Below are 11,155 nucleotides of genomic sequence, written 5' to 3' on the forward strand. Positions count from 1 at the left end.
AATGTTGCTACTCCCCGACACTATCGTGCCGCTGCAAGCCGGCGCGTTGTCTCCCGTATCTCCCGCTGCTGGCGCGTCCGCAGACGGAGCAGGCGCTGGAGTATCGCCACTCGAGCGGCTGCTGGCGAGTGCGCAGGACAGGCAGGACACCTCGACGCGACGGTTGTCGCAGCACCTGGACCAATTCGGCGCGAGCCATATCTCGACGGAAGACATGCTGCGTCTTCAGGTCGATCTGAACGCCTTCGAGGTGCAAACGCAAATGATGACGCACGTCGCCGACGACATCGGCCGTGCGATCCAGACCCTGACGCAGCGAAGCTGATGCGCCGCGCCCTGATCCTGCTGCCGGTGCTACTTTTCCTCGTCGGCTGCAGAACCTCGCTTTTCGAAGGCCTGGACGAGGACCAGGCGAACCGTATCGTCGCCGCGTTGAGCCACCACGGCATCAACGGCTACAAGGAGCGCAACCCCGACCGCACGTGGAACATCACGGTCGACGACGAGGATGCGGTAATCGCCACCGAACTGGCGAGCGCCTATGCACTGCCGCGCGGCGGCCACGCGAATCTCGGCGATCTGTTCAGTCGCCAGGGGCTTATTTCGAGCCCCGAGGAAGACCGTGTCCGCTACGTGTACGGGCTCTCGCAGGAACTCTCCGAGACGCTCGAAAAAATGGACGGCGTGCTGCTTGCCCGCGTACACATCGTGCTGCCCGAAAAGGATCCGATGGACCCGGCGCAGGACACGCTGCCGTCGGCTTCCGTGATGATGCGTTATCGCAGCGACTACAACCTCGAGCCGATGCGCGACCGGATTCGTGCGCTGGTCGCGGGCGGCGTCGAAGGGCTGACGCCTGCGCGCGTCTCGTTGACGCTCGTCGCGGTCACGCCGGTGCTGACGTTCCCCGGCAACTGCGCAGCCGGCGACGATGTCGCCGGTGCCGCCGGTGCGGTTGCCGCGACGACCTGCCCGCAGAGTAACGGCTACGTGCCGTCGCGCGCCACGGCGATGCTGGTTGTGCTGGCGTTGCTAGTATTGCTGATGAGCGGATCGATCTGGCTGTGGGATTCGGGAAGGCGCACGTGGTTCAAGCCGAAGAAGCGCGCCGACGCAGCCGACGGGAGCGGTCGTGCGAAGTCCGCCGGCCATGCCGAGGGCGACGCATGAGGCACGCCTATACCTGCGCACCGGCCTACTGGGCGCATCACAGCTGGCTCGAACGCGGGCAGCCCGTCCGTGATGAACGCACCGCGCGCGCCGCCCACGCATTTCTGTTCGGCCGTTATCCGCAACTGGTTCGGGTGGCGCTGGCTGATGTGCCGCCCGTGCTGCCGATCTGGCCGCGGCCCGCGTGTGCGCGCTTGTGCCGGATCGTCGCCGCGCTCGCGTTCGCGCCTTCTCTGCGGCGCGTCGTCGCCGCGCAGGGCCGCGCCGCGTTTGCGGCCGGTGTCGCACCGCGGTTGCTGGCGGAAATTCAGCGGCATCCGCGCGCCGCAGCGGACGACCTGAAGGTCGAGCCGACGCCGTCGCTGTTCAGCCGGCGCGACATGACGGCGGCTGGCCTGGCACTGACGCTCGCCGCCGCCGCTGATTCGCGCTACGCGTTCTGGTGGAGCCTGCGCTTGCCGCGCGAGATCTGCGAGGCCGCGAGCAGTTATCGCGTGCGTGAACTGTCCTCTGCCGACGCACGCAAACTGGTCGCCGAGGCCCGCCGTCTGATGGAGGCCCATCCATGCTGATCTGTCGAATGGGCGCCTGGCGGATCGAATCGGACGGGCATCTGAGCGCGCACGAACTGGCGTCGCTCGATGGCCTGCGCGCCGTCGACTCGGACCGTGCGGCCGAACTGGCGCACGAGCGCCGCCGCCTCGCCAGGCAAGTGCGTGAGCTCAAGCGCCGCGCGTGGCGCCGCGGCCGGGCCGCCGGAACGGCGGCGGCGCTGCGTGAACAGGTGGGACATATGGGTGCGGCGGCGTTCGCTGCCCACCGTATCGAGGACAGGCTCACGCAAATCGTGCTCAGCGCGGTGAGCGACATTGTTGGTCAACTGCCGCCGTCGGCGGTGTTGTCCAATCAACTGCGCCGTGCGCTGATGGTGGCGCAGTCGCAGCGGTTGGTGTCGGTGCGAGTCGCACCGGCCGACTTCGATGACGCAGTCCGTCTGATCGCGACCCTCGAGCAGGAACTTGGCGCGCCGCTTTGCAGCGTGCTTGCCGACGTGGGGCTACCCGCTCATGCATGCGTCGTTGAGACCGAGTCTGGCGTGATCGACGGCGGTTTGAAGATCCAGTTGCCGGCGCTGGAGCGCGGCATTCGCGACAGCGTGGCGGCGTTGCTGCGCGAATATGACTTCGCTGATGGCTCCGGACATACGGCGCTCGATATGGTTGGGCACGGCGTGCGGCAGACGTTGGCCGCGCTGGCGGCGCCTTTGTCGACGCGGGCATCGCCGAGTACGCCGAGTGTGCCGAGTGCGCAGCCGCCCTTGCCGAACACAGTCCGTGTGTTCCGGCGGCCACTCGCGCGGGAGGTGGGATGACTCTCTGGCCCGACATGGAGACCGTAGCGCTCGCGGACGTTGAGCGCATCAACCTGGCGATCCGCCACTTCGGCAGTCCGCATGCGGTGTCGGTCGGCACGCGGGGTTTCACGCTGCTGTTCGAGCCGTGCCGCGCACGCTATCCGCTAAGGGTATCAGGTGTTGCCGGGCAGGCACCGTTCAGTGCCGGCTGCGATGCCGGCGCGTTGCTGCCGGAGCTGACGCCGTTAGTGACCGAGGCGCGCGGCGATGCGGCGCTCCTGCATGTCGCGGACGCGTTGAGTGACTGGCTGTGTGCGCTCGAGGGACTGTTCGGCTTCACGATCGAACTCACCGGTGTCGCATTCGACGGCTTTCCGGAGCAGGGCGCCTATGGCCTCGCGGTGACCCACACGACGAGCGGTCGCACCGCCCATTTTTCATTTTGCAGCCCGGCGGTCGATGAATGGCTGCGATTGCGTATACCGCCCGCGCCTTCCAGAAACGCATTGCTGAGCCGCCTTTACATACGCTTGCCGGTTTGCATGCCCGGTCCGTGGCTATCGCTGCCGAGGCTGCGCAGGATCGCGGTCGGTGACGCACTGCTATTCGACCGCGATTCCACCTACCTGCGTGTGCCATTGCGAGTCGGCACATGCCGGATCCTGTTCCAATTTACCAAGGAGTACACCGTGATAGACCGTGTGATGACCGATGAAACCCAGCCCGTCGAAGTGACCAGCGAACTGCTGCCGATCGACTCGATCACCTTCGCCTTCGAGGCGGTGCTCGGCACGTTGTCGTTGTCGGTAGCCGAACTGGCGCATCTGCGCGAAGGCTCGATCGTCGCGTTCCGGTTGCCGGCGCGCGAGCGCAAGGTCACGCTTTTGTGTCAGGGCATTCCCTTTGCTCGTGGCGAGTTGATCGATATCGAAGGCGCGATGGGCGTGCGCGTCACGCGGCTAACCCAGGAGGATCTGCCGGCATGACCGATCAGTTCAATCCGCTGCAGACCATCAGCCTGTTCTTCATGCTTGGGCTGATGCCACTCGCAGTCGCTATGACCACCTCGTTCACGAAGTTCAGCATCGTGCTCACGCTGCTGCGCTCCGCATTGGGGGTGCAGCAGGCACCGAGCAATCTCGTGATCTCCGGCCTCGCCCTCGCGGCGACGCTGGTGGTCATGGCGCCGACCATTTCGAAGATCGAGGCCGCGCTCGATAACGGCGACGGTGCGATGCCGCGCGCCACCGAACTTCTGCAGGCCGTGCGCGGCCCGCTGGGCGACTTCATGCTGAAGCACTCGCGAGCCGACGAACGGCAGTTTCTCGTCGGCGCCGCGAAACGGATCGATCCGGAGCGAGAAGCGCGCGAAACGGACATGCAGTTGCTGATTCCGGCATTTCTGATCAGCGAGATATCGAGTGGCTTCGAAGCGGGCTTCCTGCTCTATATCGCATTTCTGGTGGTGGATCTGGTGGTCGCCAATGTGCTGAGCGCGATGGGCATGATGATGCTCTCGCCGAGCACCGTGTCGATTCCGTTGAAGCTGTTCATCTTCGTGTCGGTATCGGGCATGTCGAAGCTCATGCACGGCCTTATCGTCAGCTACGTCAAATGAACGGCCTGCCTTCTCTTGCCAACTTGTCGAGCGATGCGCTGATGCTGGTGTTCTGGCTCTCGCTGCCCGCGCTCGCAGTTGCCACCGCCGTTGGTCTGCTGATCGGCCTGTTGCAGTCGGTCACGCAAATCCAGGACCAGAGCCTGCCCTATGGCGCCAAGATCATCTGCGTAGGGGGCGTACTGATCATCACCGCGCCGTGGGCGAATCGCGAACTCTCGCGCTTCCTTGCGCACGTGTTCACCTATATCGCGGCGGGCCGCTTGCATTGACCATGGACCCTATCCGCTATCTCGAAGGTTTCGCGTTCTGCACGATCCGGCCGGCCGTCGCGCTCTCCATGATTCCATTTAGCCAGAGCGGCCCGCTCGGAAGCAAGTTGCGGGTGCCGCTTCTTCTAGTGATCGCCATGCTGCCGCAGCAGGTAGGCTGGCCACCGCATCCTGTGCCGGCGATGGTGGTCGAAGTCGCCACCGGTGTCGTGCTCGGCCTGCTGCTCGGCACGATCTTCCACGCCGCCGGCGCTGCCGGCGCGATGCTGGATCAGCAGGGGGGCTATGCGAGTGCCGCGATGTACGACCCGCATTTCCAGCAGGAAGCAGCGCTGTTCGAACAATTGTTTCTGCAATTCGCCGCGCTGACGCTATTCACGGGGCCCGGCCTGCCACTGCTGTTCGGTTTCTTCACGGACGCGTGGGTGCTGTGGCCTCCTGGGCAATGGCGCGGCGACCTGGTCGACGTGTTCCGCCAACTGGCACTGCGCAATCTCGCGGACGTACTCACCGAAGGCGTGCGGCTTGCGACCCCGTTGCTCGGCCTCATGCTGCTCGTCGATGTCGCGTTCGGGCTGATGTCGCGGCATGCGAAGCGGCTCAATCCCTTCGCGACCGCGCGCACGGTCAAAGCCGGAGTGCTGACGTTTGCGGCTGTGCTGAGTGTGCCTGCTCTGTTCGCACAGTTGCGCATCGCGTTCGATCACGTGATCCATCTGCAATGAGCAACAAGAGCGAAGCGCCGACCCCCAAGCGGATCCGCCGCGCGCGCAGGGACGGCGAGATCTCGAAGAGCACGCATCTGACAGTGGCGTTCAGCGGCCTGTGCTGGTGGCTTTATCTGTTCATCGAGGCACCCCACCTGTATGCGCTGGGCAACGAGCTGATCCTGCGCGTGACAACCTTGGACGGCTCGCGCGAGTTCGGCGACCGGCTTGCGTCGACGTGTGCCGCGCTTTACGCCTTCATGTCGCCGGTGTTGGCGGCGCTCGGTGTCGGCGCGCTCGCGGTGCTGGTGCCCGAACTGATGCAAACACGCGGCCTGTTGGCATGGAAGCGCGTCATGCCTGACGTCAAGCGCCTGAATCCCGTCAATGGATTGAAGCAGATGTTCAGCCTACGCCTTGTGTGGGACACCGTCCTCACGATCATCCAGTTCACGATCCTGCTGTTTCTGTTTGTGCAGGCACTGGTCGCGTGGCTGCGGCAGCTTGCGCCCATCTGGACATTTTCCTTACCGGTTCATCTTGGCTATGCGGCCGTCTCGCACTCGCATTTGCTGCTCTGGATGACCGTATCGCAGATCGCGCCCGGCGTGGCCGACTATCTCGTCCAGCGCTTTCTGTGGCTGCGCGGTTTGCGCATGGACAAGAACGAAATCAAACGCGAATTCCGCGACGACGAAGGCGATCCTTACGTCAAAAGCCGTCGTCGTGCGCTTCATCGGGAGTTAGGTCAATAACATGTCGAACCGTTCCATTCTCAGCCGCTACGATCTGTCGGCATTTTTCGCGCGTCACGCGGACCTCGCCGTCGGCGTCGGCATTCTGGCGGTCCTTGCCTTGCTGATCGTGCCGGTGCCGCCGTTCGTGCTCGATCTGTTCATCTGCGTGAGCTTCGCCTCCGGCCTGACGATGCTGACCACCACGCTGTATGTATCGAAGGCCGCCGACCTCGCGAGCTTTCCGTCGCTGCTGCTGATCACGACGTTGCTGCGCCTTGCGCTGGCTATCGCTTCGACCAAGATGATCCTGCTCCATGCGCACGCCGGCCAGATCATCGGCGCGTTCGGCGAGATGGTGGTCGGCGGCAATGTGGCGGTCGGCCTCGTGGTGTTCGTGGTGCTGGCGGCGATCCAGTTCATCGTCGTGGCAAAAGGCGCGGACCGTGTCGCGGAAGTGGCGGCGCGCTTCACGCTCGACGGCATTCCGGGGCGGCAGATGAGTATCGACGCCGACATGCGCAGCGGGGTGGTCACGGCTGCCCAGGCGAGCCGTCTGCGCGCGTCGCTCGAACGCGAAACCTATTTCTACGGCTCGCTCGACGGCGCGATGAAATTCGTCAAGGGCGATGCGGTGGCGAGCCTCGTCGTCGCGCTGGTGAATATCGTCGGCGGATTGGCGGTCGGCATTGCGCAGCGCGGCATGTCGTTTGGCGACGCGTTGCACACGTACACGATTCTGACGGTCGGCGACGGTCTGGTGTCGCAGATTCCGTCGCTGATCGTCTCGGTGGCCGCGGGCATTCTGGTTACCCGCGTGAGCGCCACCGATGGCGCTGACGCCCATCTCGGCGGTGACATCTACAGGCAGCTGGCGGCGCATCCGAAAGCCATCGGCATGGCCGGCGTGGCGTGTCTGTCGCTGGGGGCGATTCCCGGCTTTCCGCACATCCAGTTCCTGGTGGCCGGCGGTCTGCTGCTCGTGCTCTCCATCACGCTGATGCGCAACGCTGCGCTCGCGAACAACTCGCAGCGCGCGCTGATGCCCGGCATGACGCGCGACGGCGGCAATTACGTGCCGCGCATTCTCGACGATGTCGAATTGGGCACGAGTGCGGCATTGCGCCTGCGGCTCGGTCTGGAGGCTTTCGATGCATTGCGGCCCGAGGCGCTGAACCGCCAGCTCGGCCAGTTGCGCCGCAAGCTGATGGTCGAGCTGGGCGTGCCGTTTCCGGGTCTCGCGCTATTGCGCGACTCGCGGCTCGCGCCCGAGCGCTACGTGGTCGATATCGAGGACGTGCCGTTTGCGAGCGGCACGCTGGTCGCCGCACACACGCTGGTGAGCGGCGAAGCGAGCCGCATCATGTTCGAAGGCGTGCCGGGCTACCGGCCGCAAGCCGCGAAATCGGTCTGGGTGCCGAGCGCGACCGCGGCCTCGCTCGACGACCCGGAGATCCACAAGGCGAGTGTCGACGAGGCGCTATGCGATCACCTCGCGGAAGTTTGCGAGCGTTCGGCGGCCGACTTTCTCGGCACCCAGGAGACGCGCTTTTTGCTCGATCAACTATCGATCGAGTTTCGCGAGCTGGTCGCTCAGGCGGTGCAGGCCGTGAACACGGTTCAACTCGCCAGCGTGCTGCGGCAATTGCTGCAGCAGCGCGTGCCGATCCGCAATCTGCGCGCGATTCTCGAAGCCGTCGTACGCGTCCCGGCGGCCGAGCGCACGATCGACCGGATGGTGCGGCAGGCACGCATTCAGCTAGGTCCGCAGATCGCGCGCAGCTACGCCGACCTCGAGACGTGGACGATCTCCACGGCGGTGCTCGATCCATCATGGGAAGCCGAGCTTGAAGCGCAGATCAGAAGTGGCGTGGACGGTGAACCGCAGTGTGTGCTTTCCGTAGAGGAACTGGAGCGTGCACAGCGGACCTTCATGACCGAGCTGAACGGGATCTCGCTGATCGTGACGAATGCGATGCTGCGTCCGCATCTGGCGCGTCTGTTGCGCGACTTCGGCCGGCGCATCGACGTGCTGGCCATTGAAGAGATTCCGTTCGACGTCTACCGCGTCCAATCCGTCGCGACGCTGGGCGCGGCATGAAGGAGAACCTCATGTCATCTCCGGGAAAGAGTGCGGCGGTGTTCCTTTCCACACCGACGCTGCGCGGCCGGGTGGTTGAAGCACGCGGCGTGATCGCGCGGGTGGTGGGCGTATCGTTGCGGATCGGCGAGAAAGTGCGCCTGGTGCGGCCGGATACGCATGAGGCGCAGTACGGTGAAGTGGTCGGGTTTGCGCACGATGGTGCGCTGGTCATGCCGCTTGCCGGTCTGAACGGCCTGTCGGATATCACCGAGGTGCAAGGCTGCGGTTCGGAGTGGGGCATGTTCGACGCGGCAGGACTGCTCGGTCGCGTGGTCGACGGGCTCGGCAATCCGCTCGACGGCGGTCCCGCGCCGCAGCCGCTTGCGAGTGCGGCTGTGCAGAGCCGGACCGGGGCGACGCTCAATCCGCTTGAGCGGCCGGTCATCACGACACCATTTGCTACCGGCGTGCGCGCCATCGACGGCCTGCTGACCTGCGGCGTCGGCCAGCGCACCGGCATCTTCGCGCCCGCAGGCGGGGGCAAGAGCACGATCATGGGCATGATCGCCAACGGTGCATCGACCGATGCGGTCGTGGTCGCGCTGATCGGCGAACGAGGTCGCGAAGTGGCTGAATTCATTCACGACCACCTCGAGCGGCGGCGCGCGTCGACGATCGTGGTCGCCGCGACGTCCGATCGTCCCGCCGCGGAACGGATCAAGGCGGCGGAACTCGCGGCGCAGGTCGCGGTGGGACTGCGCGCGAGCGGACGCAACGTGCTGCTGCTGTTCGACTCGCTTACGCGCTATGCGCGCGCGTTGCGCGAACTCGGGCTGGCGGTCGGCGAGCCGCCGTTGCGCGGCGGTTTTCCGCCGAGCGTGTTTGCGCAGTTGCCGCGTCTGATCGAATCGGCCGGCGTGACGGCGCAGGGCAGCATCACCGCGTTCTACACGGTGCTCGCCGACGAGGCCGATCTGTCCGATCCGGTTGCCGAGGAAGCCCGCTCGCTGCTCGACGGCCATATCCAGCTTTCGTCGAAACTGGGCGCGGCCGGTCACTATCCCGCCATCGACATTCTGCGCAGCCGAAGCCGGTTGATGACGCGCGTCGCCGGTGCTGCGCATCAAGCGGAATCGAACCGCGTGCGCGACTGGCTTGCGCGCTATGAGGAGGTCGAACTATTGCTGCAGATAGGTGAATACCAGCACGGTAACGATGCGGATACGGACCGGGCCATCGACCGGCGGGCAGCGATCGAGCGCTTTCTGCGCCAGCCCTACGACACGCGTTGCGGTTGGGACGACGTGCGAAAACAGTTGCATGCGCTGTGTGATGGCAATCATCCGGTATGAGCCATAGCGTCGCGAGGCTGGCGAAGTTCTGGCGCGTGCTGGCGCGAGTACGGCGCTTGCGCGTTCAACGTAGGCTGCGCGATGTGGTGGACGCGCGCCGCGGCGAGCGTCGCACGGCGGGCGAGGTCGCACAGCGCGTCGCCGCACTTGAACGGCATGCCGAGGAGCGGCTACGGGTGCTCGCATCGTGCCGGCGCGACGTGACGGCAGGCCGACAGTGGCATGCGACGCTACGCGCGCACGACGCGCGCACGCCGACGCTGCGCCGGCAACTGGCCGAAGCCGAGGCCGCGCATGCCGAAGCATGCGCGGCGGCGGCGCAAGCGTTGACGAACTGGCGGCGCGAGACGATTCGGCAGGAGGAGGCTTGCACTCGCGCTCGCGATTGCCTGATCCGGTTGCGCGAAAGCGGATAAACGCTGAGCGCGATTCCCGATATGACGTATCCGACAGCCGAACACAACGGGGCCGGGCGACTTGACGTCGTCCGGCCCCTTCCAGTGTGATACGACTCTCGCCGGAGGAGGGCAGGCGTTGTCCTCCTCCGGCGAGCCTGATCGCTGATCGCGCGCGCTTAAGCCGCGTGTTGGTTGAAATCGCTTTGCGTCGGGTTCTTGCCGGTCGTCGGGTCGTTAAAGCCTTTGCCGTTGCGCGCTTCCACCAATTGGTAGGCGCCCTGCGCGGCGGCGGCGATCTGACGGCCATTGGAGTTGTGCTGCACTGAGAGCGGTGTGCCGTCCCGATTGTTGATGCCGCCGATCTGCAACGCCTGGTTCTTGTTGACGACGTCCAACTGGCTCACGTAGGAGACTTTCGGGTTGTTCTTGTCTGCCTGCGTGTTGAGTATGACTTTGGTACCGTCATCCAGGTTCAACTCCACCGGTTTCGTGAACATCGCCGAGGTGCCATTCTGCTTGAAATGTGGGTCTCCTTCCGCTACGGTCTTGGCGCCGGTTTTATTGTTGGTCACGGTCACCGATTGATCCTTCTGATTGACATCGATCGTGTGGCCATTGTCTTGGAGCGTGACGTGGTCGTTGGTGGCGCTGGTGACGTTCCACGAGGCTGCATCGCTTCCCGAACCGCTGCCGTGGTCGTTGCGCGGCGGTGTGCGATCGCATTGATTCGAATTTCTCTCGAAGCGGCTGTTGGTTGTCGCACTGCCGCGGCCGCCGAACGAATCGTCGCGGCGGTCGCAGCGTGCTTGCGTTTGATTGGAGCCATAGCCGCGGCTGACGGTTGTCGACTGCGAAGTATATGTGCTGCTGGAGCCGTTCGGTGAGGTGTGGCTAGCCATGGAGAAGGACGTCTTCGAGAAGCCGCCCTGCATGTTGGACATCTGCGGCGACGGACGGTGAGCGTCAAAGGCGCTGGCACGCGGAAGCGGCGGTTGCGCACCGCCGTGCGTATGACTATTCGCGTTGGCCTGGAGCGAGAAGGAGAGGTGATTGGTTTGCATCGCTGCTTGCATGTCGATTTTCCTGAGGTAAAAGAGTCGGCTTGACTGGAGAGGCGGAACCGCCTTGCCGACGATATGGAATGGTTCCGTGTATGACATGGTAGAGAGATTGGATTGTCGTTCGGCGTACTTATTTATAGTGTGAAAGATGAGTTGTGAATTATTCGGGTTTTCATCCTGTTCGCAGCGGCCTGTCGAGAGGCGGCGATGTGGATGGTCATGGAGTAAGGCGGTTTCGAACAGGCGAATGTTGCTGTCAAGGTAGGGTCGACGCACGCGCAAACTTAATATTCCCGTACGACATGCGGCTGCGGTACCGATGATCTGATGGCGCTGCCGGTGAGCGGATTTTCAGCGCGCGCCGTTCGTCCACAACTCATCGAGGTGCGACCATGTCAACCAGCCC

Annotated in this window: 13 protein-coding genes; 12 read left to right on the forward strand and 1 reads right to left on the reverse strand. The window is 64.6% G+C overall.

From position 1 onward, the window contains the following. Position 1: 1 nt before the first annotated feature. The 12 genes from NE850_RS37670 to NE850_RS37725 are packed head-to-tail and all read left to right on the forward strand — an operon-like array spanning position 2 to position 9,706. Positions 2-325, forward strand: a complete 324-nt coding sequence (locus tag NE850_RS37670) for an acyl carrier protein (protein WP_310700245.1) — start codon at positions 2-4, stop codon at positions 323-325. Then, on the forward strand, positions 325-1,170 hold the full coding sequence (gene sctJ / locus NE850_RS37675) for a type III secretion system inner membrane ring lipoprotein SctJ (protein ID WP_007175533.1): 846 nt from the start codon (positions 325-327) through the stop codon (positions 1,168-1,170). The genes NE850_RS37670 and sctJ overlap by 1 nt, the downstream gene beginning before the upstream one ends. Further along, positions 1,167-1,742, forward strand: coding sequence for a hypothetical protein (locus NE850_RS37680; RefSeq protein WP_007175532.1), 576 nt, complete (start codon positions 1,167-1,169; stop codon positions 1,740-1,742). Before sctJ ends, NE850_RS37680 begins: the two co-directional genes overlap by 4 nt. After that, on the forward strand, positions 1,736-2,542 hold the full coding sequence (locus NE850_RS37685; protein ID WP_007175531.1) for a FliH/SctL family protein: 807 nt from the start codon (positions 1,736-1,738) through the stop codon (positions 2,540-2,542). Before NE850_RS37680 ends, NE850_RS37685 begins: the two co-directional genes overlap by 7 nt. Further along, positions 2,539-3,510 (forward strand): FliM/FliN family flagellar motor switch protein, encoded by a 972-nt coding sequence (locus NE850_RS37690; protein ID WP_007175530.1) that lies wholly within the window; start codon positions 2,539-2,541, stop codon positions 3,508-3,510. Before NE850_RS37685 ends, NE850_RS37690 begins: the two co-directional genes overlap by 4 nt. Next, positions 3,507-4,142 carry a type III secretion system export apparatus subunit SctR gene (gene sctR, locus NE850_RS37695; protein WP_007175529.1) on the forward strand — a complete coding sequence of 212 codons (636 nt, stop codon included), beginning with the start codon at positions 3,507-3,509 and terminating at the stop codon, positions 4,140-4,142. Before NE850_RS37690 ends, sctR begins: the two co-directional genes overlap by 4 nt. Continuing rightward, entirely contained in the window at positions 4,139-4,414 is a 276-nt protein-coding gene (gene sctS / locus NE850_RS37700) for a type III secretion system export apparatus subunit SctS (RefSeq protein WP_007175528.1), read from the forward strand. Before sctR ends, sctS begins: the two co-directional genes overlap by 4 nt. A 2-nt stretch (positions 4,415-4,416) precedes the next feature. Continuing rightward, positions 4,417-5,139, forward strand: coding sequence for an EscT/YscT/HrcT family type III secretion system export apparatus protein (locus NE850_RS37705; RefSeq protein WP_007175527.1), 723 nt, complete (start codon positions 4,417-4,419; stop codon positions 5,137-5,139). Then, complete coding sequence (locus NE850_RS37710; RefSeq protein ID WP_007175526.1) at positions 5,136-5,876, forward strand: EscU/YscU/HrcU family type III secretion system export apparatus switch protein; 741 nt, start codon at positions 5,136-5,138, stop codon at positions 5,874-5,876. Before NE850_RS37705 ends, NE850_RS37710 begins: the two co-directional genes overlap by 4 nt. A 1-nt stretch (position 5,877) precedes the next feature. Beyond that, positions 5,878-7,956: a flagellar biosynthesis protein FlhA gene (locus NE850_RS37715; protein ID WP_007175525.1), complete on the forward strand. Its 2,079-nt coding sequence runs from the start codon at positions 5,878-5,880 to the stop codon at positions 7,954-7,956. A gap of 11 nt (positions 7,957-7,967) precedes the next feature. Then, positions 7,968-9,290 (forward strand): FliI/YscN family ATPase, encoded by a 1,323-nt coding sequence (locus NE850_RS37720; RefSeq protein WP_007175524.1) that lies wholly within the window; start codon positions 7,968-7,970, stop codon positions 9,288-9,290. Next, a complete protein-coding gene (locus tag NE850_RS37725; protein ID WP_165185454.1) occupies positions 9,287-9,706 on the forward strand; it encodes a hypothetical protein in 420 nt (139 codons plus the stop codon). Before NE850_RS37720 ends, NE850_RS37725 begins: the two co-directional genes overlap by 4 nt. A gap of 158 nt (positions 9,707-9,864) precedes the next feature. Here the strand turns inward: NE850_RS37725 and NE850_RS37730 are convergent, their stop codons facing one another. Further along, positions 9,865-10,761, reverse strand: coding sequence for a DUF1521 domain-containing protein (locus NE850_RS37730; protein ID WP_165185457.1), 897 nt, complete (start codon positions 10,759-10,761; stop codon positions 9,865-9,867). Positions 10,762-11,155: the final 394 nt, after the last annotated feature.

It is taken from the genome of Paraburkholderia sp. USG1, from assembly GCF_031570135.1.
GTDB lineage: Bacteria > Pseudomonadota > Gammaproteobacteria > Burkholderiales > Burkholderiaceae > Paraburkholderia > Paraburkholderia dioscoreae.

What these genes read in the sequence shown, in the direction of transcription:
- NE850_RS37670 (WP_310700245.1), top strand. Translation starts at nt 2, where the DNA reads ATGTTGCTACTCCCCGACACTATCGTGCCGCTGCAAGCCGGCGCGTTG.
- sctJ (WP_007175533.1), top strand. Translation starts at nt 325, where the DNA reads ATGCGCCGCGCCCTGATCCTGCTGCCGGTGCTACTTTTCCTCGTCGGC.
- NE850_RS37680 (WP_007175532.1), top strand. Translation starts at nt 1,167, where the DNA reads ATGAGGCACGCCTATACCTGCGCACCGGCCTACTGGGCGCATCACAGC.
- NE850_RS37685 (WP_007175531.1), top strand. Translation starts at nt 1,736, where the DNA reads ATGCTGATCTGTCGAATGGGCGCCTGGCGGATCGAATCGGACGGGCAT.
- NE850_RS37690 (WP_007175530.1), top strand. Translation starts at nt 2,539, where the DNA reads ATGACTCTCTGGCCCGACATGGAGACCGTAGCGCTCGCGGACGTTGAG.
- sctR (WP_007175529.1), top strand. Translation starts at nt 3,507, where the DNA reads ATGACCGATCAGTTCAATCCGCTGCAGACCATCAGCCTGTTCTTCATG.
- sctS (WP_007175528.1), top strand. Translation starts at nt 4,139, where the DNA reads ATGAACGGCCTGCCTTCTCTTGCCAACTTGTCGAGCGATGCGCTGATG.
- NE850_RS37705 (WP_007175527.1), top strand. Translation starts at nt 4,417, where the DNA reads ATGGACCCTATCCGCTATCTCGAAGGTTTCGCGTTCTGCACGATCCGG.
- NE850_RS37710 (WP_007175526.1), top strand. Translation starts at nt 5,136, where the DNA reads ATGAGCAACAAGAGCGAAGCGCCGACCCCCAAGCGGATCCGCCGCGCG.
- NE850_RS37715 (WP_007175525.1), top strand. Translation starts at nt 5,878, where the DNA reads ATGTCGAACCGTTCCATTCTCAGCCGCTACGATCTGTCGGCATTTTTC.
- NE850_RS37720 (WP_007175524.1), top strand. Translation starts at nt 7,968, where the DNA reads ATGTCATCTCCGGGAAAGAGTGCGGCGGTGTTCCTTTCCACACCGACG.
- NE850_RS37725 (WP_165185454.1), top strand. Translation starts at nt 9,287, where the DNA reads ATGAGCCATAGCGTCGCGAGGCTGGCGAAGTTCTGGCGCGTGCTGGCG.
- NE850_RS37730 (WP_165185457.1), bottom strand. Translation starts at nt 10,761, where the DNA reads ATGCAAGCAGCGATGCAAACCAATCACCTCTCCTTCTCGCTCCAGGCC.